At 72.5% G+C, this 26160-nt stretch carries 24 protein-coding genes; 15 read left to right on the top strand and 9 right to left on the bottom strand.

From position 1 onward, the window contains the following. Positions 1 to 7 precede the first annotated feature (7 nt). The gene (locus BT341_RS39795; protein WP_003091994.1) at positions 8 to 241 is read right to left on the bottom strand and encodes an Lrp/AsnC family transcriptional regulator; all 234 of its coding nucleotides are present in this window, start codon (positions 239 to 241) and stop codon (positions 8 to 10) included. A gap of 137 nt (positions 242 to 378) precedes the next feature. Between BT341_RS39795 and BT341_RS39790 the strand changes: the two genes are divergently transcribed. Further along, positions 379 to 1335 (top strand): thiamine-phosphate kinase, encoded by a 957-nt coding sequence (locus BT341_RS39790; RefSeq protein ID WP_072481134.1) that lies wholly within the window; start codon positions 379 to 381, stop codon positions 1333 to 1335. Between the two features lie 15 nt (positions 1336 to 1350). After that, positions 1351 to 1830 (top strand): GNAT family N-acetyltransferase, encoded by a 480-nt coding sequence (locus tag BT341_RS39785; protein WP_072481133.1) that lies wholly within the window; start codon positions 1351 to 1353, stop codon positions 1828 to 1830. On the opposite strand, the gene BT341_RS39780 is transcribed toward BT341_RS39785, so the two are convergent. Then, positions 1817 to 3031, bottom strand: coding sequence for a glycoside hydrolase family 27 protein (locus BT341_RS39780; protein ID WP_245805256.1), 1215 nt, complete (start codon positions 3029 to 3031; stop codon positions 1817 to 1819). The two genes, BT341_RS39785 and BT341_RS39780, sit on opposite strands and share 14 nt — an antisense overlap. 33 nt (positions 3032 to 3064) lie before the next feature. Here BT341_RS39780 and BT341_RS39775 point away from each other — a divergent pair, with 33 nt between their 5' ends. The 3 genes from BT341_RS39775 (at position 3065) to BT341_RS39765 (ending at position 5141) form a co-directional block, all read left to right on the top strand. Beyond that, positions 3065 to 3595 carry a gamma carbonic anhydrase family protein gene (locus tag BT341_RS39775; RefSeq protein ID WP_072481131.1) on the top strand — a complete coding sequence of 177 codons (531 nt, stop codon included), beginning with the start codon at positions 3065 to 3067 and terminating at the stop codon, positions 3593 to 3595. Between the two features lie 30 nt (positions 3596 to 3625). Continuing rightward, complete coding sequence (locus tag BT341_RS39770) at positions 3626 to 4303, top strand: uracil-DNA glycosylase (RefSeq protein ID WP_072481130.1); 678 nt, start codon at positions 3626 to 3628, stop codon at positions 4301 to 4303. Between the two features lie 67 nt (positions 4304 to 4370). Further along, positions 4371 to 5141, top strand: a complete 771-nt coding sequence (locus BT341_RS39765) for an alpha/beta fold hydrolase (protein ID WP_072481129.1) — start codon at positions 4371 to 4373, stop codon at positions 5139 to 5141. Positions 5142 to 5404: 263 nt separating this feature from the next. Here BT341_RS39765 and rpmB read toward each other — a convergent pair whose 3' ends face one another. Further along, a complete protein-coding gene (gene rpmB, locus BT341_RS39760; RefSeq protein WP_003091970.1) occupies positions 5405 to 5596 on the bottom strand; it encodes a 50S ribosomal protein L28 in 192 nt (63 codons plus the stop codon). A 133-nt stretch (positions 5597 to 5729) separates the two neighbouring features. Here rpmB and BT341_RS39755 point away from each other — a divergent pair, with 133 nt between their 5' ends. The 3 genes from BT341_RS39755 to BT341_RS39745 are packed head-to-tail and all read left to right on the top strand — an operon-like array spanning position 5730 to position 9931. After that, the gene (locus BT341_RS39755; RefSeq protein WP_072481128.1) at positions 5730 to 7307 is read left to right on the top strand and encodes a DAK2 domain-containing protein; all 1578 of its coding nucleotides are present in this window, start codon (positions 5730 to 5732) and stop codon (positions 7305 to 7307) included. A 3-nt stretch (positions 7308 to 7310) separates the two neighbouring features. Beyond that, a complete protein-coding gene (gene recG, locus BT341_RS39750) occupies positions 7311 to 9464 on the top strand; it encodes an ATP-dependent DNA helicase RecG (protein WP_072481127.1) in 2154 nt (717 codons plus the stop codon). Further along, positions 9461 to 9931, top strand: a complete 471-nt coding sequence (locus BT341_RS39745) for a GNAT family N-acetyltransferase (RefSeq protein WP_084743140.1) — start codon at positions 9461 to 9463, stop codon at positions 9929 to 9931. Before recG ends, BT341_RS39745 begins: the two co-directional genes overlap by 4 nt. Here the strand turns inward: BT341_RS39745 and BT341_RS39740 are convergent. Beyond that, on the bottom strand, positions 9891 to 10526 hold the full coding sequence (locus BT341_RS39740) for a TetR/AcrR family transcriptional regulator (RefSeq protein WP_072481126.1): 636 nt from the start codon (positions 10524 to 10526) through the stop codon (positions 9891 to 9893). The genes BT341_RS39745 and BT341_RS39740 overlap by 41 nt on opposite strands. Positions 10527 to 10557: 31 nt before the next feature. On the opposite strand from BT341_RS39740, the gene BT341_RS39735 reads away from it, so the two are divergent. The 5 genes from BT341_RS39735 (at position 10558) to BT341_RS39715 (ending at position 19321) form a co-directional block, all read left to right on the top strand. Continuing rightward, positions 10558 to 11697 (top strand): erythromycin esterase family protein, encoded by a 1140-nt coding sequence (locus tag BT341_RS39735; RefSeq protein WP_072481125.1) that lies wholly within the window; start codon positions 10558 to 10560, stop codon positions 11695 to 11697. 54 nt (positions 11698 to 11751) lie between these two features. After that, positions 11752 to 14031, top strand: coding sequence for a caspase, EACC1-associated type (locus BT341_RS39730; RefSeq protein WP_177329007.1), 2280 nt, complete (start codon positions 11752 to 11754; stop codon positions 14029 to 14031). 43 nt (positions 14032 to 14074) lie between these two features. Continuing rightward, a complete protein-coding gene (locus tag BT341_RS39725) occupies positions 14075 to 14962 on the top strand; it encodes a S8 family peptidase (protein ID WP_072481123.1) in 888 nt (295 codons plus the stop codon). A 193-nt stretch (positions 14963 to 15155) separates the two neighbouring features. Beyond that, entirely contained in the window at positions 15156 to 18533 is a 3378-nt protein-coding gene (locus BT341_RS39720; RefSeq protein ID WP_072481122.1) for a pyruvate carboxylase, read from the top strand. After that, positions 18530 to 19321 (top strand): arginase family protein, encoded by a 792-nt coding sequence (locus tag BT341_RS39715; RefSeq protein WP_245805255.1) that lies wholly within the window; start codon positions 18530 to 18532, stop codon positions 19319 to 19321. The genes BT341_RS39720 and BT341_RS39715 overlap by 4 nt, the downstream gene beginning before the upstream one ends. Here BT341_RS39715 and BT341_RS39710 read toward each other — a convergent pair. Together BT341_RS39710 and BT341_RS39705 are read right to left on the bottom strand one after the other, a co-directional pair. Beyond that, on the bottom strand, positions 19318 to 19686 hold the full coding sequence (locus BT341_RS39710; RefSeq protein ID WP_072481121.1) for a GntR family transcriptional regulator: 369 nt from the start codon (positions 19684 to 19686) through the stop codon (positions 19318 to 19320). The two genes, BT341_RS39715 and BT341_RS39710, sit on opposite strands and share 4 nt — an antisense overlap. Beyond that, a complete protein-coding gene (locus BT341_RS39705) occupies positions 19683 to 20372 on the bottom strand; it encodes a hypothetical protein (protein WP_072481120.1) in 690 nt (229 codons plus the stop codon). Before BT341_RS39705 ends, BT341_RS39710 begins: the two co-directional genes overlap by 4 nt. Positions 20373 to 20679: 307 nt before the next feature. Between BT341_RS39705 and BT341_RS39700 the strand changes: the two genes are divergently transcribed. Further along, the gene (locus BT341_RS39700; RefSeq protein WP_072481119.1) at positions 20680 to 21957 is read left to right on the top strand and encodes a PucR family transcriptional regulator; all 1278 of its coding nucleotides are present in this window, start codon (positions 20680 to 20682) and stop codon (positions 21955 to 21957) included. Positions 21958 to 21964: 7 nt separating this feature from the next. Here BT341_RS39700 and BT341_RS39695 read toward each other — a convergent pair whose 3' ends face one another. Together BT341_RS39695 and BT341_RS39690 are read right to left on the bottom strand one after the other, a co-directional pair. After that, complete coding sequence (locus BT341_RS39695; RefSeq protein ID WP_072481118.1) at positions 21965 to 23395, bottom strand: DUF6801 domain-containing protein; 1431 nt, start codon at positions 23393 to 23395, stop codon at positions 21965 to 21967. An 88-nt stretch (positions 23396 to 23483) separates the two neighbouring features. Next, a complete protein-coding gene (locus BT341_RS39690) occupies positions 23484 to 24104 on the bottom strand; it encodes a DUF6801 domain-containing protein (RefSeq protein WP_072481117.1) in 621 nt (206 codons plus the stop codon). A gap of 362 nt (positions 24105 to 24466) precedes the next feature. Here BT341_RS39690 and BT341_RS39685 point away from each other — a divergent pair, with 362 nt between their 5' ends. Further along, a complete protein-coding gene (locus BT341_RS39685; RefSeq protein WP_245805254.1) occupies positions 24467 to 25414 on the top strand; it encodes an RCC1 domain-containing protein in 948 nt (315 codons plus the stop codon). 57 nt (positions 25415 to 25471) lie between these two features. Here the strand turns inward: BT341_RS39685 and BT341_RS39680 are convergent, their stop codons facing one another. Beyond that, entirely contained in the window at positions 25472 to 26140 is a 669-nt protein-coding gene (locus BT341_RS39680; RefSeq protein WP_072481116.1) for a hypothetical protein, read from the bottom strand. Positions 26141 to 26160: the final 20 nt, after the last annotated feature.

Raw genomic sequence — 26160 nt, 5'->3', positions numbered from 1 at the left:
CCACTGCTCAGAGATGCACCACCGGGCAGGTCAGCGTCCGCGTGATGCCTTCCACGTTCTGCACCTTCGCGACCACGAGCTGGCCCAGCTGGTCGACGTTGTCGGCGGCCGCGCGGACGATGACGTCGTACGGTCCGGTGACATCCTCCGAGCTGGTGACACCCGGGATGCTGGAGATCTCGGCAGCCACCGCGGCCGCCTTGCCGACCTCGGTCTGGATGAGGATGTATGCGTGGACCACGGCGCGCCCTTTCGTCTGGACTGATCGGCTCAAGGTAGGAACGTCATCAGCAACGTATCGCCAGCTCACGGAAAAACATAGGGCATCCGACTATCGGTGATCGACCTTTGTCCCGATAGAGAAAGCAGAGGTGACCGGTGTCACCGAACGACGGAACGGTCGCCGGGACCGGCGAGTTCGCGCTCATCCGCGCCGTCACGGAAGGACGGCGCCAGCCCCCGGGCACGCTGCTCGGCCCGGGCGACGACGCGGCGGTCGTCGCCGCCCCGGACGGCCGGGTGGTCGCCAGCACCGACGTGCTCGTCCAGGGCGTCCACTTCCGGCTCGACTGGTCCTCGCCCGAGCACGTCGGGCGCAAGGCCGTCGCGGTCAACCTGGCCGACATCGCCGCCATGGGCGCCACGCCGACCACCGTCCTCGTCGGTCTGGCCTGCCCGTCCGACACGCCGCGCGACCTGGTCACCGGCCTCGCCGACGGCATGTGGGCCGAGGCCGAGCGCGCCGGGATCGGCGTCTCCGGCGGCGACATGGTCCGCGCCGACCAGCTCGTGATCAGCGTCACCGCGCTGGGTGACCTCGGCGACCGCGAGCCGGTGACGCGCGCGGGCGCCCGGCCCGGGGACGTCGTCGCCGTGACCGGGCGGCTCGGCTGGGCCGCCGCCGGCCTGGCCGTGCTCGGCCGCGGCTTCCGGTCGCCGGTCGGCGTCGTCAACGCGCAGCGCTGCCCGGAACCGCCGTACGAGGCCGGGCCGCGCGCGGCCCTGGCCGGGGCGACGGCGATGATCGACGTCTCCGACGGCCTGCTGGCCGACCTCGCCCACATCGGCGAGGCCTCCGGCGTCGGCATCGACGTCCGCACGGCCGACCTCGACGTCCCCGCCCGCCTCACCGAAGTCGGCGCCGCCCTCGGCGCGGACCCGCTCGACTGGGTCCTCACCGGCGGCGAAGACCACGCGCTGGTGGCCACGTTCCCGCCGTTCACCGAGCTGCCCGACGGCTGGCGCACGATCGGCGTCGTCACCATGGCCGACTCGGGGATCACCGTGGACGGCAAGCCGTTCACCCGAGAAGGCGGCTGGGCGCATTGGCGCTGATCTAGGGTCGAGGACGTGAGAATCGTTCCGGTCCCCTACGACCACCCCGACGCGGCCAAGCTCATGGCCGCGGTGCAGCAGGTCTACGTCGAGCGCTACGGCGACGAGGACGCCACCCCGATGAGCCCGGCGGACTTCGAGCCGCCGCGTGGCCTGTTCCTCGTCGGCTACCAGGGCGGCGAACCCGTCGCCTGCGGAGCGTGGCGCGCCCACGACGGGCCCGCGCCCGACTTCCAGGACGGCGACGCCGAGCTGAAGCGCATGTACGTCGCCGATTCCGCGCGCGGCCGGGGGTTCGCGCGGATGATCCTGTTCGAGCTGGAGCGGACGGCGGCGCTGTCCGGCCGCAAACGCGCGGTCCTGGAGACCGGGACCAAGCAGCCGGAAGCCATCGCGCTCTACACGTCGTCGGGGTACGTCGAGATCCCGAAGTTCGGCGTCTACAAGAACGAGCCGGAAAGCCTTTGCTACGGCAAGGACCTCACCTCGGCGTGAGCTTGAGCAGGGCCGCCGAGTGCGGCCGCAGGGTCGCCGAGACGCCGGTGCCGACGTCCCGGTGGGCCCACAGGTCCCGGACGGTCCACGACCCCGGGATCGCGGCGGAGACGGTCGCGGTGGTGCCGCCCGTGTTGAGCAGCACCACCGCGAACCCGCCGCCGGACAAGGGCTTGCCCCACACCTGGTAGCCGGGACCCGCGTCCAGCCGCCGTCCCTGGCCGCCCGCGAAGTCCTGATCGACGGCGATCGCCTCCGGGTTGCCCAGCGTCGCCAGGTCCTCCCCGCTCAGCTTCGCCGGGTCGGTGCCGGCGAACAGCGGCGCGTTCAGCACCGCCCAGACGCTGAAGTGCGCGCGGGCCTCGTCGGCGGTCAGCGTGCCGTTGCCGACCTGCAGCATGTCCGGGTCGTTCCAGCCGCCCGGGGCGCCACTGTGGACGGCGACGGTGGCCTGCCGGTCGATCGTCGCGAGCACCGAATCCCAGGTCGCGCCCAGGTCGTCGGTCGTGCGCCACAGGTTCGCCACCGGCCGCGCCCAGGTCCACGGGCTCGAAACGCCGTATTCGGAGATCGCGTACACGATCGGGCGGGGCAGCGCGGCCAGCTCGTCGCGCATCTTCTCGAACGCGGCCTTCCGGTCGAGGCCGTCGACGGTGTCGGCGTGGCACCAGTCGTACTTGAGGTAGTCGACGCCCCACCGGCCGAAGGTCTCGGCGTCCTGGCGTTCGTGGCCGAGCGAGCCGATGCCGGACGCGGCGTAGCCGTCGTTGGCCATCGCGCAGGTCCGGCTGCCGGGCACGGCGTAGATGCCGAACAGCAGGCCGCGCGAGTGGACGTAGTCGGCGAGGTCGGCGATGCCGTGCGGGAACCGCGCCGGGTCCGCCCGCAGTGAACCGTCGGCCGCGCGCGTCGGGGCCTGCCAGCAGTCGTCGACGACGACGTACCGGTAGCCCGCGTCACGCAGGCCGGTGTCGGCGAGCGCGTCGGCGGCGTGGCGGACGACGTCCTCGGTCAGGTCGTGGCAGCGGACCTGGTTCCAGCTGTTCCAGCCCATCGGCGGCGTCGCGGCCAGGCCGTTGGCGAGCGCGGGCGACACCGTCGGCAGGCTGAGCAGCCACGCGAGCACGACCAGCAGGAGCACGAGTCCCGTGCTCCCGGCACTGGTCTTCGACGAGGCGGCGATGGCGTGATCCAATCGCACGGGAAGTGAAACCGCAGTGCACCCGGAGGCGGCATGCCGATCTACGCCCTCGGCTCCCTGGAGCCGGCGATCCACCCCGACGCCTACGTCCACCCGGACGCGACCGTGATCGGCGACGTCCGGATCGGCGCGCACGCGTCGGTGTGGCCGCAGACGGTGCTGCGCGGCGACCACGGGTACATCGAGATCGGGGAGCGCTCGAACGTCCAGGACGGCTGTGTCGTGCACTGCACCGAGCGGCACCCGACGATCCTCGGGCCGTCGTCGGCGGTCGGCCACGCGGTGCACATCGAGGGCGCGACCATCGGCACCGGCTGCCTGATCGCGTCCGGCTCGGTGGTGCTGAACGGCTCGGTGATCGAGGACGGCGGCATGGTCGGCGCGGGCGCGGTGCTGTCGTACGGCTCCCACGTCAAGACCGGGGAGATCGCGCTGGGCGTGCCGGGGAAGACGCGGGAGAACAAGTCGTTCAGCGCGGAGAACATCGCGCTCGTCGTCGATTCGTACGTCCGGCGGGCGCGACGGTTCCGCGCCGAGCTGCGGCGGCTCGACCCGCTCGGGTGACGCCGGCCACGCCCGGTAAGCTCGCGGCCCGTGACCGCACGACCGCTGCACGAGATCGTCGAGGCAGGCTGGGCGAAGGCCCTCGAACCGGTGGCGCCGCAGGTCGCCGCGATGGGGGAGTTCCTCCGCGCGGAGATCGCCGCGGGCCGGCAGTACCTGCCGGCCGGGGAGCACGTGCTGCGCGCGTTCAAGCAGCCGTTCGACGACGTGCGGGTGCTCATCGTCGGGCAGGACCCGTACCCGACGCCGGGGCACGCGGTCGGGTTGAGCTTCTCCGTGGCGCCGGACGTCCGGCCGATCCCGAAGAGCCTGATCAACATCTACAAGGAGTACGTCGACGACCTCGGCCACCCGACGCCGTCGACGGGCGACCTCACGCCGTGGGCCGAGCAGGGCGTCCTGCTGCTCAACCGGGCGTTGACGGTGCAGCCGAACAAACCCAACTCGCACCAGGGCAAGGGCTGGGAAGAGGTCACCGAGCAGGCGATCAAGGCCCTCGCGGCGCGAGGAGGGCCGCTGGTGGCGATCCTGTGGGGCCGCAACGCCCGCAACCTGCGCCCGCTGCTCGGCGATGTCCCGTGCATCGAGTCGGCGCACCCGAGCCCGCTGTCGGCGCACAACGGCTTCTTCGGGTCCCGGCCGTTCAGCCGCGCCAACCAGCTGCTGGAGCAGCAGGGCGCGGCGCCGGTCGACTGGAAACTTCCCTAGGTCCGCGTGTCCGGATCGGCGTGACGGCTCCGACCAGGGGGAAACGACACCCTTTCCGGAGGAAACCATGAACGTCACGTCGGCCGACGGCACGACCATCTTCTTCGAGCGGCGCGGATCCGGTGCGCCGGTGATCCTGGTCGGCGGCGCGTTCAACGACCGCACGACGGTCGCCGGCCTGGCGGAGGTCCTGGCCGGCGACTTCACGACGATCACCTACGACCGGCGCGGCCGGGGCTCGAGCGGCGACGCGCCTTCGTACGCGATGGAGCGTGAGATCGAAGACCTCGCGGCGCTGATCTCCCACGCGGGCGGGACGGCGTCGGTGTTCGGGCACTCGTCGGGCGCGGTCCTGGCCCTGGAGGCGGCCGCGGCGGGCCTGCCGATCGATCGGGTGGTGGCGTACGAGCCGCCGTACGCGACCGACGAGCACCCGCGGGCCGACGTCCTGGACGAGGTCCGCGCGCAGCTCGCGGCGGGGGACCGCGACGGCGCGGTGGCGACGTTCCTGCGGGTCGCGGGCACCCCGGCGGAGACGGTCGACGGCATGAAGGCCGCCCCGGTGTGGGGCTGGTTCACGGCGCTGGCGCACACGCTGCCGTACGACCTGACGATCTGCGGCCCGGGCGCCCGCCCCCGTCTCGACCACCTGGCCCGCATCGCGGTGCCGGCCCTGGTGATCGGCGGCGGCGCCAGCGACGAAGCACTGCAGTCAGGAGCCCGCGCGGCGGCCGCGGCGATCCCGGGCGCCCGTCACGAAACCCTCGAAGGCCAGGACCACGGCGTCCTCCAGTACCCGGAGACGCTCAAGGACCTGCTGACCGGCTTCCTCAAGTGAGCGCCCCAAGGCGGCCTTGGGTGCGTGTGACGCACCGAAGGCCGCCTTGGGTGCGTGTGACGCACCGAAGGCCACATTGGGTGCGTGTGACGCACCGAAGGCCACATTGGGTGCTCCGCCCATGCCCCCACCGCCGCCCTCAGCGGAGGCGCTTCGCGCCGCAGTGCTGATCCAACGCACCGAAGGCCACATTGGGCGCTTCCGGCCGCGGACATGAAAATGGCGGGTGCTCTCGCGAGCACCCGCCACCCAAACTTCTCGCGTCAGCCGCGAACGACCTTGCCCGCCTTGATGCAGGACGTGCACACGTTCAGGCGCTTGCGCTGGGACACACCCACCTTGGCGTGGACGGTCTGGATGTTCGGGTTCCACCGGCGGTTGGTACGGCGGTGGGAGTGCGAGACCGACTTGCCGAAGCCGGGTCCCTTGCCACAGACGTCGCACACGGCAGCCACGTCGAACTCCTTTGGATCTGGGTCATAGAAATGAGCCCAGATGCACTGGGCAACTCGACCATAGTAACTACTGCGTTCGATGGCCTCCGCACCGGGTCGATACGCTGCCCGAGACCGGTCAGGAGGTTACGGGGTGCGGGTGCTGGACGCGGCGGCGGTGTCGGCCTGGGCTGCGGGTTGTGTGCGCAGCCTGGCGACCCTGCGGCCGGCCATCGACGAGATCAACGTCTATCCCGTCGCCGACTCCGACACCGGCTCCAACATGCTCTTCACGATGACCGGCGCCGCCGAAGAACTGGCGAAGGCGAACCCCGGGGACGCCGCCGAAGCGCTGAAGGTCCTCGCTCGGGGGGCCGTGGCCGCCGCCAAGGGCAACTCCGGCGTGATCCTCTCGCAGGTCGTGCGCGGGCTGGCGGACCGGGCCGGCGGCGAGCTGGACGGGCCGTGGCTGGCCCGGGCGCTGGGGCACGCCGACGAGGTCGCCACCGGCGCCGTCAGCCGCCCGGTCGCGGGGACGATCCTGACCGTCCTGCACGCCGTCGCCCTCGCCGTGCGCGGGGACACGGGCCCGCTCGGCGACGTCGCGGAGAAGGCCGCGAAGGCGGCCGCGCACGCCCTCGAGAAGACGCCGTTGCAGCTGCCCGCCCTGGCCAGGGCCGGGGTCGTCGACGCGGGCGCGCGCGGCCTGGTCGCCGTGCTCGACGCCCTGGTCGGCGTGGTCACCGGCACCGACCTCCCGCACGAGCACGCCCTCGAGGTCCACGCCGCCGGCCAGGCCGGCGCCTACGCCTGGGAGGTCATGTACCTGCTCGACGGCGTCGACGAGCAGAGCCTGCCGACCCTGCGCAAGGAGCTGAGCGGTCTCGGCGACAGCGTCACCGTGGCCGGCGACGGCTCGGGCAGCCACGCCGTGCACGTCCACTGCGCCGACATCGGCGCCGCCATCGAGGCCGGGCTCGCGCTGGGCCGCCCGCGCCGGATCCGCGTCGAACCGCTGCTCACGCCGACACCGATCGAGCCGGGCGGCGGCATCGACCGCACGGTGGTGGCCGTCGTCCACGGCGGCGCGCTCGCCGAGCTGCTGCGGGCCGAGAGCATTCCGGTGCTGGCCGTTCCCGAAGGCGAGACGCCGAGCGTCGAGGACATGATCGGCCTGCTCAACGAGGCCGCCGGCCGGCACGTCACGGTGCTGCCGGGCAGCACCGCGCTCACCGCCGCGGCCGACACCGCGGCCGGGCACGCGATGGCCGCCGACCGGGACGTCGTGGTCATCCCGTGCGCGTCGCCGGTGCAGGTGCTGGCCGCCCTCGCCGTGCACGACGCCGGGCGCCGCACCAACGACGACGTCGTCGCGATGGCCGAGGCGGCCGCCGCGACCAGGCGTGGCGAACTGCGGATCGCGCAGGAGGAGTCGCTAACCTGGGTGGGCCGGGCCCAGTCCGGCGACGTGGTCGGCCTGGTCGACGACGAGGTGGTGCTGATCGAGCCGGCCCCCGCGTCCGAGACGAGCGTGGTCGCGGCCGCGATGAAGGTGCTGAACCGGATGCTGGCGCTCGGCGGGGAGCTGGTGACGGTGCTGAGCGGGGCCGCCGCCCCGCCCGGGGTCGCCGAGGAGCTCGCCGAGCAGCTGCGGGTGGAGCACCCGGAGGTGGAGCTGACCAGCTACGCGAGTGGCCAGGCCGACGCCGTGCTGCTGATGGGAGTCGAATAGCGAATGGCCGGATTGCGCGACAAGCTGCCGTTGCTGCTGGGCGCCAAGACGGCGAAGGCGCTCTCCACGGCGTTGGGCATCGAGACGGTCAGCGACCTGCTGCGCCACTACCCGCGCCGCTACGCCGAGCGCGGCGAGCTCACCGACATCGCCGGGCTGGAGCTCGGCGAGCACGCGACCGTCATGGCGCGCATCGAAAAGGTGAGCAAGCGGCGGATGAAGTCACGCAACGGGACCATCCTCGACATGGTGATCACCGACGGCAAGAAGCGTCTGACCTGCGCCTTCTTCAACCAGGCGTGGCGCGAAAAAGAGCTGGTGCCCGGCAAGACCGGCCTGTTCGCCGGCAAGGTCTCCGCCTTCCGCGACACGCTGCAGCTGACCAACCCCGAGTACGAGCTCTTCGAGGCCGACCGCGCGGACGAGGCGATGGACGACTTCCTCGCCGCGATCATCCCGGTGTACCCGGCCGCGCAGGGCATGCCGACCTGGTCGATCGCTAAGTGCGTGCGGCAGGTCTTGGACGTCCTGGAGGTCGACGAGGACCCGATGCCCGCGGAGCTGCGGCGGCTGCACAAGCTGTCCGACCTCGACACCGCCCTGCACGGCATCCACCGTCCGAGCAACTGGGCGCACCTGGAGGCGTCGAAGAAGCGGCTCAAGTGGGACGAGGCGATGGCCGTCCAGCTGATCTTCGCGCAGCGGCGGCACTCCGCGGTCTCGCGGCCGGCGAAGGCGAACCCGCACGTCAGCGGGGGGATCCTGGACGCGTTCGACAAGCGGCTGCCGTTCGACCTGACCGCCGGGCAGCGGGGGATCGGCGACGAGATCGCCGCGGACCTCGCCTCCGACCACCCGATGAACCGGCTGCTGCAGGGCGAGGTCGGCTCGGGCAAGACGGTCGTCGCGCTGCGGGCGATGCTGCAGGTCGTCGACAACGGGCGGCAGGCCGCGATGCTGGCCCCGACCGAGGTCCTCGCCGCGCAGCACGCGCGGTCGCTGCGGGAAATGCTCGGCGACCTCGGCCAGGCCGGCGAGCTGGGCGCGGCGGAGAACGCCACCCGCGTCACGCTGCTCACCGGCTCGATGGGCGCGAAGGAGCGCAAGAAGGCGCTGCTGGAGATCGTCAGCGGGGAAGCGGGCATCGTCGTCGGCACGCACGCGCTCATCCAGGACCACGTCGAGTTCGCCGACCTCGGCCTCGCCGTCGTCGACGAGCAGCACCGCTTCGGCGTCGAGCAGCGGGACGCGCTGCGCACCCGCGGGGCCGGCGACACGAGCCCGCACGTCCTGGTCATGACCGCGACGCCGATTCCGCGCACGGTGGCGATGACCGTGTACGGCGACCTGGAGGTGTCGGCGCTGCGCGAGATGCCGGTCGGGCGGTCCCCGATCTCGACCACGGTCGTGCCGGTCGCCGAGAAACCCGCCTGGTTCGACCGGATCTGGCAGCGGGTCCGCGAAGAGGTCGGCAAGGGGCATCAGGCGTACGTCGTGTGCCCGCGCATCGGCGACGAGCCGCCGTCGGACAAGAGCGACAAGCGGCCGCCGCTCGCGGTGCTGGACGTCGCGCCCGAGCTGGAGCACGGGCCGTTGCAGGGCCTGAAGATCGGCGTGCTGCACGGCCGGATGCCGCCCGACGACAAGGACGCGGTGATGCGCGCGTTCTCCGCGGGGCAGCTCGACGTCCTCGTGGCCACCACAGTGATCGAGGTCGGCGTCAACGTGCCGAACGCGACGGCGATGGTGATCATGGACGCCGACCGGTTCGGCGTCAGCCAGCTGCACCAGCTGCGCGGCCGCGTCGGCCGGGGCAGCGTGCCCGGCCTGTGCCTGCTGGTCACGGAGGCGCTCGACGGCACGGCGACGCGCGAACGGCTGGCGGCCGTCGAGTCCACGACGGACGGCTTCGAGCTGTCCCGGCTGGACCTGGAGCTGCGCCGCGAAGGCGACATCCTCGGCGCCGCGCAGTCGGGCAAGCGGTCCGGGCTGAAGCTGCTTTCGCTGCTGCGGGACGAAGACGTCATCGCCGCGTCGCGGGCCAGCGCGCAGGAGATCGTCGACCAGGATCCGGAGCTGAAGAAGTACCGCGGGCTCGCGCAGATGGTCGCCGACGTCGTCGATCTGGAACGCGCGGAATACCTGGAGAAGAGTTGATCCGGCCGGCCACGGTCGCCGACGCGGCCGCGATCGGCGAGATCCACGTGCGGTCGTGGCAGGCGGCGTACGCGGGCCTGCTCCCGGACGATTTCCTCGCCGGGCTCTCGGCTTCCTCACGCGCCGCGTCGTGGGCGCGGCGCATCGGCGAGGGCATCGGCCGGGTGCTGGTCGCCGAGGAGGACGGCGTCCTCGCCGGGTTCGCCGCATTCGGGGACGGGCAGCTCTACGCGCTGTACCTGCTGCCGGAGTACTGGGGTCGCGGTCTCGGCCGGGCGCTGCACGACCGGGTCATCGAGGAGCTGACCGGCGACAGCGCCGTCCTGTGGGTGCTGTCGACGAACGAACGGGCGAAGGCGTTCTACGTCCGGCAGGGCTGGGTGGACGACGGCGTGACCCAGACCGAGACCATCGACGGCGGCCGGGTCACGCTGGAGGAGACGCGGTACCGCCGGTCTTTGCCGTGAACACGCCGGCTTTCGCGGCGGCCGCGGCGGCTCTCGCGGCCACGTCGGCGTCCTGCGGGGTCACGCCTTCGCGGGAGACGAACAAGCGGTAGAAGATCGGCCCGCACGCCACGCGCACGACCTCCACCGGGTCGGTGCCGAGCGGGACCTCGCCGCGGCCGGCGGCCCGCTCGACGATCGGCGCGGACCGGGCGTGGCGGTCGACGTAGAACTCGCGCAGGGCCTCCGCGGCGCGCGGGGACAAAAACGCCGCCGAGATCGACGCCGTCGGCAGCTCGCGCTCGCCCGGCGCGGTGAAGTAGTGCACCAGCTCCAGGTTGACCTCGCGCAGGTCACCCTCCAGCGACCCGGTGTCCGGGGCTTCCCACGGCTGCTCGGTGCCCATCAGCAGGGCCGCCGCGACCAGGCCTTCGGCGGACTCCCACCGGCGGTACAGCGTCGTCTTGTGCACGCCGGAGCGCTCGGCGACCGCCTCGACGGTCAGCTCCGCGTACCCGCGTTCGCCGAGCAGCTCCAGGGTGGCGTTCAGCGCGGCGAGGCGGGTCCGCCCGGTGCGGCCGCCCGGCCGTCGCGTGCCGGAAAACTCGGAAGCCAACTGCTACTCCTGTTGCGTTAGTGTGGTCAGTATGCCAGAAACCGTCGCTGTCACCGAGATCGCCGACCTCGTCGGCGACGCCGAAGTCGTCGCCATCGGCGAGAACAACCATCACATCCGCGAGTTCGGCGTGCTGCGCGACCGGCTGCTGCGCCACCTCGTCGACGAGCGCGGGTTCACCGTGCTGGGGTTCGAAAGCGGGTTCCCGGAAGGGCACCTGGTCGACGCGTGGCTTCGGGGCGGCCCCGGTGACGTCGCCGGCATCGCCCGCGACGGCTTCACCTTCGGCCTCGGCGACTCGGCCGAGGTGCACGGGATGCTGACCTGGCTGCGCGGCCGGGACGTCCGGTTCTACGGGCTCGACGTGCCGAGTTCGGCGGGCTCGCCGGTGCCGGCGTTGCGGGCGCTGCGCGAGCACCTCGAGCGCGTGGACCCGGCCGCGGTGTCCCTCGTGGACACGGCGCTGAAGGCGTGCCAGCCGTACGCGTCGGTGAGCAGCGCCGTCGCTCCCGCGCGCTACAAGGAGATGAGCACCGAAGCGCGGGACGCGGCGACGACGGCGTTGACCATCCTCAAAGGACACGTCGAATCGCTTGCGCCGGGCTACGGCCAGGTCGCCGTGCATCTGGCCGAAGGCGCCCTGCGCGTCGACCTGTACCTGCGTGAGCTGGACGCGCTGATGGCCGGGCAGGCGCCGGAGCCGCAGAGCTCGTCGCGCGACACGTACATGGCGGCGACCGTCCGGTTGCTGCGCCGCCTGCACCCGGGCGAGAAGGTCGTGCTGATGCTCCACAACGGACACCTCCAGCGGGTGCCGTTCTCGCCGATGCCGGGCATGACGGCGCCGTCGGCGGGCACGCACCTGGCCGCGGAGCTGGGTGACCGGTACTTCGCGCTCGCGCTCACGGCCGTTTCGGGGACGACGACCGGGCTCGTCCCCGACGAAACCGGGCGGCTCGGGTTCCGGATGTTCGAGCAGGCCCTCGAAGCGCCCGCGGACGGCGGGGTCGAGGCGGTGCTGGCCGATCGGGCGCCGTGCGTGGTCGCGAGCCCGGCGGCGTCGAGCATCCGGCACGCGCACATGGCGGTGCGGGTCGACGTCGCGGCCGCCTTCGACGCCGTCGTCTGCCTGAAAGGGCAGGAAACGATTTTCCGGGCGGAGGCGGGGTAGGTGTGCCCGTTCGGCTGATTGCCGCAACGGCGCGCGCGGGCGTTTCCTACCGGTATGGCGGGGCGGAGGCGGGCGTTGATCGTCGCCAACGGCGAGTACGACAACGCGGGGCTGCAGCGGCTGGGCTCGCCCGCGGCGGACGCCGACGCCCTCGCCGGAGTGCTCGGTGACCGGGCGATCAGCGACTTCGAGGTCCGCGTCGTGCGCAACGAGACCGCGCACGTCGTGCAGGCTGAGATCGAAGACCTCTGCGCGGAGGGCCGTCCCGACGACGTCCTGCTGCTGCATTTTTCCTGCCACGGCCTGAAAGACGACTCGGGCGGGCTGTTCTTCGCCGCCCGCAACACCCGGCCGGACCGGCTGCGGTCGACGGCGGTGCCGGCGGACTTCGTGCGGCTGTGCATCCGGCAGAGCCGCTCGCGCAGCATCGTGCTGCTGCTGGACTGCTGCTACGGCGGGGCGTTCGCCCAGGGCGTCACGGTACGGGCGTCGGGCGAGGCGAACGTGCTGGACAGCTTCCGCGGTGGCCGCGGCCGGGCGGTCATCACGGCGTCGAACTCGATCGAGTACGCCTTCGAAGGCGCGCGATTGGCGGAAGGACAGCCGGCGCAGCCTTCGGTGTTCACGTCGGCGTTGGTGGAAGGCCTGCGCACGGGCGAGGCCGACCGCGACGAGGACGGCTGGATCGCGCTGGGCGAGCTGTACGAGTACCTGTTCGACCGCGTCCGCGAGCGCAACCCGAAGCAGACACCGAGCCGTGACATCGAGATGCAGGGCGAGCTGTACCTGGCGAAGAGCAGGCGGCGGCGCATCAAGCCGTCGCCGGTCCCGGCCGACCTGGCGGCGGCGATCGAGGCGGAGAACCCGTTCACCCGCCTGGGCGCGGTGGCGGAGCTGCGGCGAAGGCTGGCGAGCGACAACCTGCCGGTGGCCATGGGAGCGTTCGAAGCACTGAAGACGATGGCGGCGACGGACATCGAGCACGTGGCCGCGGCGGCCTCGGACGCACTGGGCTCCGCGCTGGTGCAGGTGGCGGTGCCGTCGGTGCGGCTGTCGGCGGCGCCCGGGGAGGTGGCGTCGGCGGAGCTGCGGACGGCGGGGCCGCCCGTGGCGCGTGAGGTGCGGTTCGAGGCTTCGCACGCGTGGATCGGCGTCGCGGAGACGGCGTCGGGCGCGGAGCTGAGGGTGACGGCGGGCGAGTCGGGCACGCGGCGGGGGAAGGTCGTGGTCCGCGGTCCCACCGGTGAGGTCGTGGTGGCGGTGGAGATCGAGACGCTCCCGGTCGTCGAGCCGGAGCCGGTCGTGGTGCCGAAACCCCAGTCGGTCGTCGAGCCGGAGCCGGTCGTGGCGCCGGAGCACCAGCCGGTCGTCGAGCCAGAACCGGTCGTGGCGCCGGAGCCGGTGGTGGAGCGGGAGCCCGAGCCGGTCGTGGCGCATGAGCCTGAGCCTCAGGCCATTGTGGAGCCTGCGCCGGTGGCCGCGCCGGAGGCCGAAGCCGTCGCCGAGACCGGGGCCCGGCCCGTCGCGCCCGGGCCGGTGGATCCGGTCGGTGGCTTCGCCGGCATCCTCGCCATCACCGGCGCGCTCTTCGCCTTCCTCGGACTCGGCCTCTACTACCGCTACGGCGAGTACAGTCTCGCCGACTACCGGCCGGGCATGCCCGTCTACGTCGTGCTCGTCGCCGGGACCGCCCTGCTCGCCGGCATCCTGACCCTCGCTCCGCGTGCCCGCCGGCACGTCGGCCCCGCGCTGCTGGCCGGGGCCGGGCTCGGTGCGCTCTTCGGCTTGCTTCGCTTCCTCGGCGATCTCATCACCCTCTCCCAGGACGGCTCCTCGGACCTCAGCGCGGGCTTCGCCTTCCTGCTGCTCGCCCACCTCGCGCTCGTCGTCGCCGGGACGTCCGCGCTCGTCGTGCTGAGGCGGGCCGGGGGATTCGGGGCCGGGCGGGTGCGGGGCTGGGACGGCTGGGTGGCGATCGGGCTCGGGCTGGTCGCCGCCGGTGGCTGGGCCGGGCAGCTCGCCGAACTGGCCGACCACGACCGCAGCGACGGCGGGCGGGCGGCGGCCTACTTCGTGCTCGGGGCGTTGCTCGCCGTTGTCGTTCCCGTCCTCGCCCTTGTCCTTCGCCCCGCCGGGCTGCGCTGGGCCGTGCTCGCCGGCGGGACCGCGGGACTGCTGGGCGTCCTCGCGCCGACGTTCGCGGCCGTGCTCGAGCACTCCTCCCTGACCTACGCCGGCCAGATCGTCGCCACCATCGCTCTCGTGCTGCTGGCCGCCGACGTCGTCGTGCTCGCCGTGCGGGCGCGGAATCAGCCGATCGAGCGACGGCCCTGAGTTGTCGCCCGGTCACCGCCGGGGTACGACGACGATCATGAGGATGCTTCTCGCGGCGATGACGGCCGTGCTCGCCGGGCAGGCCGCCGCCGGCGGTGTGCAGCCGGACCCGCCCAGCTGGGGGCTCGACCGGATCGACCAGCGCACCGGGCAGGACCACGCCTACCACTACGCAACGGACGCTTCGAGCGTCTCGATCTACGTCATCGACAGCGGCGTGGACGCGAAGCACCCCGACTTCCAGGGCCGCGTCGCGCCGGGGCGGGACTTCCTCGGCGGCGGCTCGGACACCTCCGACACCAACGGCCACGGCACACGGCTCGCCGGGCTCGCCGCGGGGAAGGACTACGGCGTCGCGAAGGGCGCGCAGATCGTGCCGGTGCGGGTGCTCGACAAGGACGGCGGCGGCGCGACCGACCGGATCATCGCGGGCATCGACTGGGTCGCCCAGAACGCCCAGCAGCCCGCGGTCGCCGTCCTCGGCATCGGCGGCGTGCCCAACGACCGGCTCGACGCCGCGGTGAAACGGCTGGCGGCGGTGGTCCCGGTCGCGGTCCCGGCGGGCAGCGAGACCGCCGACGCGAGCGGGTTCTCGCCGGGCCGCGTGGCCGAGGCGCTGACCGTCGCGGCGAGCGACGCCCAGGACCGGCCGGACAAGGCGTCGAACTTCGGCCAGGACGTCGACCTGTACGCGCCGGGCGTGGACATCCCGGCCCCGATCGCGGGCGGCGCGGGAGCGGGCCCGGAATCGGGCACCTCGATGGCGGCGGCGTTCGCGGCCGGGGTGGCGGCGCTGTACCGCGCCCAGCACCCGGAGGCGGCACCGGCCCAAGTGGACCAAGCGCTTGTTCAGGCGGCGACCCCGGACGCGCTGCAGGGCGTTCCGGACGGCACGGCCAACCGGCTGCTCTACGCGCCGCCCGGCGGCTGACCCGAGGCACTGGCCGATGTGCTCCCGGCCTGCGAAGATGGCACCGCTGCCCGGATCCGGACAGGCTGCCCAGCCGGCGTCCCGGCCAACCTCCCGCGGCGCATGATGTCCATCACCCGGGACTGAACTCCCGCAGAGCGGGAAGAACCGGGTAACGTGCGTTGACTACCGATCCATACGGGAAGGACCGGGCATGTTCCGCAAGGTGCTGGTGGCCAACCGCGGCGAGATCGCCATCCGCGCGTTCCGCGCCGGTTACGAACTGGGCGCCGGGACGGTCGCCGTGTTTCCGCACGAAGACCGCAACTCGCTGCACCGGCTGAAGGCCGACGAGGCGTACGAGATCGGCGAACCCGGTCACCCCGTGCGCGCCTACCTCTCGGTCGACGAGATCGTCGCCGCCGCGAAGAAGGCGGGAGCCGACGCCGTCTACCCCGGCTACGGCTTCCTCTCCGAGAACCCCGATCTCGCGCGCGCGTGCGAGGAAGCGGGCATCACCTTCGTCGGGCCGAGCGCCGACATCCTCGAACTCACCGGTAACAAGGCGCGCGCGGTCAAGGCCGCGCGGGAGGCCGGGGTGCCGGTGCTCGGGTCGTCCGAGCCGTCGAGTGACGTCGACACGCTGGTCGCGGCCGCCGAGGAGCTGGGCTTCCCCGTCTTCGTCAAGGCCGTCGCCGGCGGTGGCGGGCGCGGCATGCGCCGGGTCGAGGACCCCGCCCTGCTGCGCGAGTCCATCGAGGCCGCCGCGCGGGAGGCCGAGTCCGCCTTCGGCGACCCGACCGTCTTCCTCGAGAAGGCCGTCGTCGAGCCGCGGCACATCGAGGTGCAGATCCTCGCCGACGGCGAGGGCAACGTCATCCACCTCTTCGAGCGCGACTGCTCGGTGCAGCGGCGCCACCAGAAGGTCATCGAGCTGGCCCCGGCCCCGAACCTCGACCCCGAGCTGCGGATGCGCATCTGCGCCGACGCGGTCAAGTTCGCCCGCCAGATCGGCTACCGCAACGCCGGCACCGTCGAGTTCCTGCTCGACAAGCAAGGCAAGCACGTCTTCATCGAGATGAACCCGCGCATCCAGGTCGAGCACACGGTCACCGAAGAGGTCACCGACGTCGACCTCGTGCAGTCGCAGCTGCGGATCGCCGCCGGCGAGACCCTCGCCGACCTCGGCCTGTCCCAGGACAAGATCTACCTGCGCGGCGCCGCCCTGCAGTGCCGGATCACCACCGAGGACCCGGCCAACGGCTTCCGCCCGGACACCGGCATGATCTCCGCCTACCGCTCGCCGGGCGGCTCCGGTATCCGGCTCGACGGCGGCACCGCCTTCTCCGGCACCGAGATCAGCGCCCACTTCGACTCGCTGCTGGTCAAGCTCACCTGCCGGGGCCGCGACTTCGACACCGCCGTCGGCCGCGCGCGCCGCGCCGTCGCCGAGTTCCGGATCCGCGGGGTCGCGACGAACATCCCGTTCCTGCAGGCCGTCCTCGACGACCCGGACTTCCGCGCCGGGCGCGTGACGACCTCGTTCATCGAGGAGCGCCCGCACCTGCTCACCGCCCGGTCCTCGGCCGACCGCGGCACGAAGCTGCTCACCTACCTCGCCGACCAGACGGTCAACAAGCCGCACGGCGAGCGCCCGAAGACGCCGGACGCCACGCTGAAGCTCCCGAAGCTGCCGGAGGACGCGCAGCCGGCGCCGGGTTCGAAGCAGAAGCTCGCCGAGCTGGGGCCGGCCGGGTTCGCAGAGTGGCTGCGGAAGTCGCCGCACATCGGCGTCACCGACACGACGTTCCGGGACGCGCACCAGTCGCTGCTCGCCACCCGTGTCCGGACGAAGGACCTCCTCGCGGTCGCGCCGGTCGTCGCGAACACCCTGCCGCAGCTGCTTTCGCTGGAGTGCTGGGGCGGCGCGACCTACGACGTGGCGCTGCGGTTCCTGGCCGAGGACCCGTGGGAGCGGCTGGCCGCGCTGCGCGAGGCTGTGCCGAACATCTGCCTGCAGATGCTGCTGCGCGGGCGCAACACCGTCGGGTACACGCCGTACCCGACCGAGGTGACGACCGCGTTCGTCGACGAGGCCACCAAGACCGGGATCGACATCTTCCGGATCTTCGACGCGCTCAACGACGTCGAGCAGATGCGCCCGGCCATCGAAGCCGTGCGCGAGACCGGGACGGCCGTCGCCGAGGTGGCGTTGTGCTACACCTCGGACCTGTCCGATCCGGGCGAGAAGCTCTACACGCTCGACTACTACCTCAAGCTGGCCGAGCAGATCGTCGGTGCCGGGGCGCACGTCCTGGCGATCAAGGACATGGCCGGGCTGCTGCGCGCGCCCGCGGCGACCAAGCTGGTCACCGCGCTGCGCAAGGAGTTCGACCTGCCGGTGCACATCCACACCCACGACACCGCGGGCGGCCAGCTGGCCACCTACCTCGCGGCGATCCAGGCGGGCGCGGACGCCGTCGACGGCGCCGTGTCGTCGATGGCGGGCACCACGTCGCAGCCGTCGCTGTCGTCGATCGTGGCGGCCACCGACCACTCCGACCGCACCACCGGGCTCGACCTGCAGGCGATCGGCGACCTGGAGCCGTACTGGGAGAGCGTGCGCAAGATCTACGCGCCGTTCGAGGCCGGGCTGGCGTCGCCGACCGGGCGCGTCTACCACCACGAGATCCCCGGCGGGCAGCTGTCGAACCTGCGCACCCAAGCCATCGCGCTGGGCCTGGGCGACCGGTTCGAGGACATCGAAGCGATGTACGCCGCGGCCGACAAGATCCTCGGCCACCTGGTGAAGGTGACGCCGTCCTCGAAGGTCGTCGGCGACCTGGCGCTGCACCTGGTCGGCGCGGGCGTCTCGCCGGCCGACTTCGAGGCCGAGCCGAACAAGTTCGACATCCCCGACTCGGTGATCGGCTTCCTGCGCGGCGAGCTGGGCGACCCGCCCGGCGGCTGGCCGGAGCCGTTCCGCACCAAGGCCCTCGAAGGCCGCGCGGCGGCGAAGCCGGTCGTCGAACTGTCCGAAGAGGACCGGACCGCACTGGCGGCTGAACCGCGCCGGACGCTCAACCGGCTGCTGTTCCCCGGCCCGACGAAGGAGTTCGAAGCCCACCGCGAGGCCTACGGTGACACGTCGGTGCTGCCCAGCAAGGACTTCTTCTACGGGCTGCGCCCGGGCGAGGAGTACCAGGTCGACCTGGAGCCGGGCGTGCGGCTGCTCATCGAGCTGGAGGCCATCGGCGAGGCCGACGAACGCGGCATGCGCACGGTGATGTCGACGCTCAACGGCCAGCTGCGCCCGATCCAGATCCGCGACCGCTCGATCGCCTCCGACGTCCCGGCGACCGAGAAGGCCGACAAGGGCAACCCGAAGCAGGTCGCGGCGCCGTTCGCCGGCGTGGTGACGCTGCAGGTCGCCGAGGGCGACACGGTCGAGGCCGGTGCCACGGTCGCGACGATCGAGGCGATGAAGATGGAGGCGTCGATCACCGCGTCCACCGGCGGCCGGGTGGCCAGGCTGGCGATCACGAACGTCCAGCAGGTCGAGGGCGGTGACCTGCTGCTGGTGCTGGAGTGACGCTGATCAACGCGGTCCCGCAGCGCCAGGGCGCGGTGGGACCGCGGGCGGCGGGCCTGCCGGACGGCTGCCTGGCGCTCGCGGAGCTGGCCGGGCACGTGCTCGGCCGGCCCGTGCACCACGTCCGCCAGACCCGCGAAGTGTCCGAAGTAGACCGTGGCATCGCGTCGCGCGCCGTGCTGACCGGCCCCAACCGCGCGGCGCAGCTGGCGGCGCTGGAGGCACCCGGCGGCCCGGTGCTCACGATCGGCGGCGACTGCGGCGTCGAGCTGGTGCCGATCGGTGTCGCGCGCTTCCGGTACGGGCCCGGGCTGGGGGTCGCGTGGTTCGACGCCCACGCGGACCTGAACACGGCGTCGACGTCCCCGTCGGGCGCGTTCCACGGGATGGTGCTGCGGTCGCTGTTCGGCGAGGGCGACCCGGAGTTCGCGGCGGACCCGGCGCTTTCGCCGGGCAGCGTGGCGCTGCTGGGTACGCGGGTGTTCGACCCGGACGAGCGGGCGGCGGTTTCCCGGGGACTGGCGGTCACATCGTCCGACGCCTTGGCGGACGTGGAGAAGCTGTACGTCCACGTGGACCTGGACGTACTGGATCCGGGGGAGTTCCCGGGACTCAACTACCCGGAGCCGGACGGCTGGACGATCGCCCGCCTGGTGTCCGAACTGGACGCGCTGGCGGAGTTCGACGTGGTGGGCGCGGGCATCACGGAGTGCGTGGGCACGCCCCGCGAGGTCGAGGTCCTGGAACCGGTCCTGGCCGCGATCGGCCGCCTGCTCGACCCGCGCTAGGCCGGGTGCTCGTAGGCCGCGCGCACCGCGGCGAGCGCCGTGGCGAGATCCGCGCCCAGCTCGCGGGCCTGGGTGACGTAGCCGGCCGCGGCAGAGCGCAGTAAAGCCGCGGAGTCCGGGGGAGCGGCGGGCAGGGTCACCACCGTGCCGCGGGCGCGGGCCGTCGCCACCCAGCCGGCCGTCTCCAGCTCGCGGTAGGCCCGCGCCACCGTTCCCGGCGCCAGGCCCAGGTCGCGGGCCAGCTGGCGGATCGGCGGCAGCCGCGTCCCCGCCGGCAACGCGCCCGTCGTGACCGCGCGGACCACCTGGTCGTGCACCTGCCGCCACGGGGCGACGCCGCTTTCGGTGTCGACGAAGATCTTCACGCCGGCGCGGGCACCTGCTTCATCGGGGCCACGACCGCCGAGAACACCACCAGCGCGCCCACGACCGTCAGGAGCGCGCCGAAGGACTGGACCGGGCCGCCGGCGGCCGCGCACGTCGCGATGCCCAGCCCGATCGCCACGCGCGCGCTGCGGCAGCGCAGCGCGAGGTCGGCCCGGTCACCGGCGGCCGGGCGGCGCACCGCGAGCAGCGCGATCGCCCACGCGACCACGAACGCGCCCGCCGACACCGCCAGCGAAGTCCAGCGGTCGGTCCTGGCGAGGTTGACGATCGACCCGGCCGCCGCCAGCACGCTCATCCCGAGCGCCCACGCCGGCACGAGCCCGGTCAGCGTGCGCCGGGAGAGCACGGCTTCGCGGCGTGGGCCGCGCGACGGCCGCTGCGCCAGCAGTTCGGCGATCAGGCCGCCCAGCATCAACGTCGTGAACAGCGAGCCGGCCGTCCGGTCCAGCAGCGGCGGGATCGCGAGGAACAGCCACGGGTACCAGAGCCGGCGGCGCTTGAGGTAGCGGACGGCGAGCGCGACCTCGGCCGGGTCCGGATCCGGCACGCCCCAGCGGCGCAGCAAGCGCTTTCCGTGCTTCTCACCGGGCCAGAGCACGATCAGGATCGCCAGGCCGGCCAGTCCCGTCACCAGCGCGACGCCGAGCACGTTGTCCCACGGCATGCGGACCTCCTCGCTTGTATCAATAGCATGATACAAGACGGCCGCGTAACCGCGGCGCGGCCGCCTCGTTGGAGGGTTCGGCCGTTCGTACGCACGGTCACGGGCAGTCGGTCGCCGGATTGTCAGCCTTCCGCAGCCTGCCTCCGTGAATTTGTCACGAAGATGACAAGAAATCGGTTTCCCTTCGAACGGATGACACGTTCAGGACTACTTTTTCGATGTGTCCGGTGTCACCCCGCACCAGGCGCGGGGTGCCCGGCCGCGCGGTGCGCGCGCCGGGATCCCGGGGCGGAGCGAAGGAGCTGCGATGTCGGTGGAGCGCGGATTCGAACACGCTGCGCCGCCCGCCCCGCTGCCCCGCAAGCTCGCCGACATCCTGCGTCCGGAGCTGGCCAGCCTCGCGGCCGAGATCGTCGACGAGATCCGCGCGACCATTCCCGCCTACGCCCGGCCGCTCGACGGGCCCTACGGCAAGTCCATCCGGGCCGGCGTCGAATACGCGATCACGCTGTTCGTCGCCCAGATCGCCGACCCGACCGTGTCGAAGGAACAGTCCCACGAAGTGCACCACCGGCTGGGGCAGAACGAAATGCGGGAAGGCCGCAGCCTCGACACGCTGCAGTCGGCGTACCGCGTCGGCGCGCGCGTGTCGTGGCGGCGGATCATGCGTGTCGGGCGGCGAAGCGGGCTTTCCTCGGCGGTGATGTCCCAGCTGGCCGACGCGATGCTGGCGTTCATGGACGAACTCGCCTCCGTCGCGCTCGACGGGTACCTGGAGGCGAAGGCGCGCACGGCGGGCGCGCTGGAAACCTGGCGCCGCAAGCTTCTCCACCTGATCCTCGAGACGCCACCGGCCTCGCCGAAGGCGATCGCCGAGCTGGCCCAGCTGATCGGCTGGCCGGTGCCCGCCGACGCGACCCCGGTGGCCGTCAGCCCGTCCGGCGGCGTCGCCCCGGCCCGCCGCCACGCGGGCCTGGACGCGGACATCCTCGCCGAGCTGGACACGCCGGACGCGAAACTGGTGGTTCCAGGCGAGCTCGGTGGCGCCCGGCTGGCGACGCTGCAGGTGGCGCTGCCGGACTGCCGGCTCTCGATCGGCCCGTGCGTCCCGCTCGCGTCGGTGGCGGATTCCCTGCGCTGGGCCCGGAACGCATTGCAGCTGGCCGAACGCGGCGTGCTGACACCGCGTCCGGTGCTGCGCGCGGAAGAGCACTTGGCGACGCTGCTGGTCAACTCCGACACCGGCCTGGTCGGCACCCTGCGGAGCCGCTTGTTCGCGCCGCTGGCCGACTTGACGGGCAAGCAGCAGGAACGGCTGCTGGAGACGCTGCGGGCGTGGCTGGACAGCCAGGGCAACGTGGTGGAGATCGCCGAGCGCCTCGGCGTGCACCCGCAGACGGTCCGCTACCGCATGCGCCAGCTGCAGGCGACGTTCGGCGAAAAGCTCCGCGACCCGGCGGCGCGCTTCGAGATGGAGCTGGCGCTGCGCGCGGGTGCGGCGCCGCTGCCGCTGCGCTACCCGGTCAGCGAACTGCTGCCGTCGCCCCGCACCGGCGGCGCACGTCCACAGTGGACCGCACGGTAGCCGCGGCTCAGCGGCCGGCGCGGAACACCGCGGCCGGGATCGGCATCACCGGCGGGCAGTTGCGGTGGTCGGCTTCGGTGCACAGGGCGATGATCGCCAGGCTCGCGTGCGCCTGGTTGCCGTCGCCCGAGGTGAGGCCGCTGAACACCGAGCTGAGCTTTTCGTCCACGCCGCAGCCGGTGAACTCCGGGAGCCGGAAGCCGCGGTACTTCGGGTCGGGATTGGCCGGGTCGGTGCCGATCTCGCCGCTGGAGAACGGGTCGTACGGGCCCATCATGTCGATCGACGCCGGCTCCTTCGTCACGCAACCGGGCCCGACGCGCAGCGGGGCGCCGTTGATCTCGACGTCGCTCAGCCGGGCCACCACGTCGAGGTGGTCGCGCAGGACACCGTTGAAGAGCGTGCCCGCCGAGTGGATCAGCCTGCCGTTGCGGTAGTCCGGTGGCAGGAACTCGACGGTCGCGCTCACCGGGAGGAACCCGTAGGCGAGGAACGACACCCGCACCGGCGCGAGCGCGATCTCACCGGTGATGTCGCTCGACAGCGGCGTGCCGTTCGGGTCGGTGACCTGCCGCCAGACGCCGTTGATCAGGGCGGCGGCCGAGCTGCGCACGACCGTGCCGGTCCGGACGACCGTGCTGGTGGCGTTGACCTGGTTCGGCTGCAACGGGAGCACCGTGGTGACGGTGTCGTCCGCCGGTGGCTCTTCCGCCAGCAGGGAATGCCGCCGCGGGGTGCCCGGCCGGGGCGACGGCGTGGCCTTCTTGTCCGGGGCCGGCTTCCCGGACGGCGGTGTGGTGGCCGCCAGCACGGCGATCGTGCCGAAGGACAGGTCCTGGCCGCCGTCGGTGGTGCAGGCCACCTGCTCGGCGGGGTGACCGGCGGGCGCGCCCGTGGGGCCCAGCGCGAGTTCCGGTGCGCTCAGCCGGATCCGCAGCACCCCGGCCGCGGACGGCGAGAACGCGGCGAGCTTTCCCTTGGCCACCAGCGGAACATCGCCCTCGGGCGGCATCGGGGTGGCGGCGATGGTCAGCGGGACGACGAGTGCGTCCTTGCTCTTGCCCTGCTCCAGCAGCAGCTGGAAGGTCAGCCCACCTTCGAGGGCGGCGCCGGTGCCGAGCAGCTGCTGGGCGGCGGCACGCGGCAGCGCGAACGACACGGACAGGCCGTCGATCGCCGCCGGTTTGCCCGTCGTCATCGAGGCGGGCAGCGTGGCCTCGGTCTTCACGTCGAGCTTCACCGGCCCCACCGGGTCGGCGAAGGGGCAGGACGCCGTGATCGTCTTCGTGACCGCGCGGCCGTCCGGTGCGGCCTCCGTGGCCGCCGTCCCGGGCGCGGCCGAGCCGGTCCCGGTGAACGCGCCGGTGGTGACCGACACCGCGCACACCAGCGCCAGCGCGCCGCGGACCGCCGTCCGCCGGGTCAGCCGTGGGGCCATGCCGTGCTCCTGTCCGTGCCACGGGGAAACGAGCCGTAGGGATGGCCGGGGCCCCGGCCATCCCTACGGGCGTGCTGGTTCAGCGCTGTCAGGTGATGACGAAGTTCGGCGAGAACGCCAGGTTCTGCGCCGGGCTCGTCGTCTTCGGCGTGCAGCTCATGTTCCAGTTCGCCCAGGTGTTGCCGGAGGCCTTGTGGAACTGCAGGGCCGCGGTGATCGGCGTGCCGAGCGAGAGCGTGTCGCTGCCCGCGGTCGCCGGCGCCGTGTAGGTGGGGATCGACGAGGTCGCCACCTGGCTGATGACCACCGTGATCGGGCCGCCGGCCGGGTAGATCGTCTCCGGGATGCTCAGGCCGCTGGCCGGTCCGGAAACCGTGCCGCGGGCGGCGGTCACCGGGACCGTCGCCGTGCCGCGGATGCCGTCGTAGCCGACGGCGGTCAGCAGCGTGTGGACCGCGGCCGAGATGGTCGCGGTGCCACCGACGTTGCCCGGCGTGACGGTGGTGCCCGCGGGGACGGAGTCCGGCCCGGTCAGGGACGCGGTGATCGCCACGTCCTGCTGCGGGATGCCCGGGAAGGTGCACCGGTAGGTGGCCGCCGCGTTGTAGGCGGTGTCGGCCGAGGCCACGCCGGTCAGCGCCATGCCGAACGCGCTGACCGCGGCCGCGGTCGTGACTGCTTTGAGGGACAGGTTCCTGAGTCGGGTCATGACTGTCAATCTCCTTCGATCATCCAGTTGACGTCTCGGGCGGGCGCCGCCCACGCGCCCCGCGGACCGAAGCGGTACCGCGAATTCCCCCGGGTGTATTCCTGGTGCAGCCGCAACCCTCGCGAGGTGGCTGTGAGAAATGAGGTTACTCGCCAGTCGGTTGCGCAACAAGGATGTCACCTGGTCGGTTTCCACCGGCGTTTGCCCGGCGCGGTTCTTGTCAACGCCGGAGTAGTGGTGTGATGACCTTGGTGCGATTTTGACAAATACGCGACCGCGTTTCGATCGGCCGTTGTCCGCGTTACTATCGATACCACGCGCGCACCGTGAACGCGGGAATCGATTCAGCGAAAGAGGATGCCGTGGCCGCCCGTTTCCGCATCGCCCACCGCCGGGCCTCCGTGCTGCTCGCCGTCACGCTGGCCGCCGTGCCGGTGGTGCCGGGCGCGTCCGCTTCCGCGCAGGCACCGGTCACCGGCGGTGTCGTGGAATGGGGGTTCTCGAACTACATCCTGGGCCCGCCGCCGGAAGCGGCCGAGGGGCTGAGCGAAGTCTCCATGGGCGGGCTGGACGCCATGGGCCTCAAGGACGGCCGCGTCCTGGTCTGGGGCGACAACAACTTCGGCCAGACCGAGGTCCCCGGCGCGGCGGCCTCGGGTGTCACCGCGATCGCCGCCGGCTGGGGCCACGAGCTCGCGCTCAAAGACGGCGCCGTCCTGGCCTGGGGCAACGACTGGTACGGCCAGACGGACGTGCCGGCCGAGGCGAAGTCCGGCGTCACCGCCATCTCCACCAGCGCCATGCACAACCTCGCCCTGACCGCCGGCGGCCGGGTGATCGGCTGGGGCCTGCGCTCGGACGTCCCGCCCGCGGCGGCTTCCGGGGTCACCGCCGTGTCCGCCGGCGGCGACCACAGCCTGGCGATCAAGAACGGCGAGGTGCTCGCCTGGGGCGCCGACGACCACGGCCAGACCGACGTGCCGGCCGAGGCGAAATCGGGCGTGACCGCCGTGTCCGCCGGCCACCAGCACAGCCTCGCGCTCAAGGACGGCCGGGTGATCGCCTGGGGCCGCAACGACAACCACCAGGCCGACGTGCCCGAGGCGGCGCTGTCGGACGTCGTCGCGATCGAGGCGGGCTGGACGTTCAGCTTCGCGCTCAAGAGCAACGGGGATTACGTCGCTTGGGGATCCGACGACGTGTCCGAAAGCGACCCGGCGGGCTGGGGGCTGTGCGGCCCGTTCCTGTCCGTCTCGTCGGGCGACCGGTTCACCGTCGCGCTCAAGGCCGATCCGTCCGCGCCCTGCTGAGCGGGCCACGCGAAGAGGGGGCTTCCCGGGCGGGAAGCCCCCTCTTCGCGGACCGGGTCAGCCCGCGTTCTTGGAGACCAGGTCCAGCGAGATCGTGTTGCCCGGCCCGGAGACCAGTGCGCCCAGCGCCAGGTCGGCGATGAAGCAGTTCTTGAACTCCGGGATGGTGTAGGTGCCGGTGACGGTGATCTTCGGGCCGAAGATGTCGACGTCGCCGGCGCTCAGGTCCAGGTCGAGCGGCTTGCTCGCCTTGCAGCTGCCCGGCACGGTCGGCACCGGGACGACCGGGACCAGCAGGCCGGCCCAGATGTCGTAGATCTCCATGTTCGCCTGGGCGTGCGTGGTCAGCGTGCCGCCGGCGATGGTGCCGGTCGCCGGGCCGGTCGGGGTGATCTTGACCTTCGCCTTGATCTTGAACACGCCCGACACCAGCGAGATGTTCGCCTGCGACGGCGGCAGTGTCAGGTTCGCGCGCAGGCCGACCGAGCCGGTCTGGTCGTCGATGACCAGCGCGCCGTCGAGGTTGCCGGGGCCGAGCGTCATCGCGCTGCCGGTCTTCTTCACCACGGTGCTGCCGGTGACGGTGTAGCCCACCGGGATCTCGACCACGTCGGCCGAGGCCGGAACGGCGGTGACGACGCTCAGCGCGACGCCCGCCACGGCCGTGACCGCGGCCGCGCGGCCCCATTTCCGGCCGTTCTTCCGAGTGCGCGGGACAACAGGCATGCCAACTCTCCTTCGCATTG

Origin of the sequence: Amycolatopsis australiensis (genome assembly GCF_900119165.1) — a bacterium.
Lineage (GTDB): Bacteria > Actinomycetota > Actinomycetes > Mycobacteriales > Pseudonocardiaceae > Amycolatopsis > Amycolatopsis australiensis.
Note: the sequence above shows the minus strand (reverse complement) of the source record. Positions and strands in the feature narration are given on the sequence as shown.